Raw genomic sequence first — 438 nt, 5'->3', positions numbered from 1 at the left:
CATGGCGATGCTGTTGAAGTTGAAGACGTAGCGCAGCACCACGATCAGGAACTGGATGAGCATCATCGCCAGGACAAGCCAGGAGAGGCTCCTGCCGAGCCATTCGGAAGCACGGTCGAGCCATACGATGGCGCCTGGCAGCGCGCGGGATTGGGCCATGGGGTAGGTCTCGTTGTTCAGTCTTCGCGTCTGATGGGTCGGTATGGTCGCACATCGGTGCCCCGGCGGCAGCCACCCGGTCCAACGTTGACTATACGCTCTGCCCGTGTGGCGGTGGTCAGCGCTGGCGTCGGGTCTCGCCCCGGTTAGTCGCCAGGCAGGCGTCCAGGCAGGCCGGTGGCAGGCGAATATCCACGGCAATCGGCAGGTGGTCGGAGAACAGGTGGTCGAGCACGCGGACCTCGTCGGCCTCCAGCGAGTCGGAGAGCAGGATATGGT

General features: G+C 64.4%; 1 pseudogene. It reads right to left on the bottom strand.

Features of this window, described 5'->3' with window-relative positions:
- Nucleotides 1–277: 277 nt before the first annotated feature.
- Nucleotides 278–438: pseudogene (locus IOC61_RS17525) on the bottom strand (EEP domain-containing protein); the annotation flags it as partial.

Source organism: Halomonas sp. KAO, from assembly GCF_015595025.1.
Lineage (GTDB): Bacteria > Pseudomonadota > Gammaproteobacteria > Pseudomonadales > Halomonadaceae > Halomonas.
This window is presented reverse-complemented; position numbering and strand designations above follow the sequence as displayed.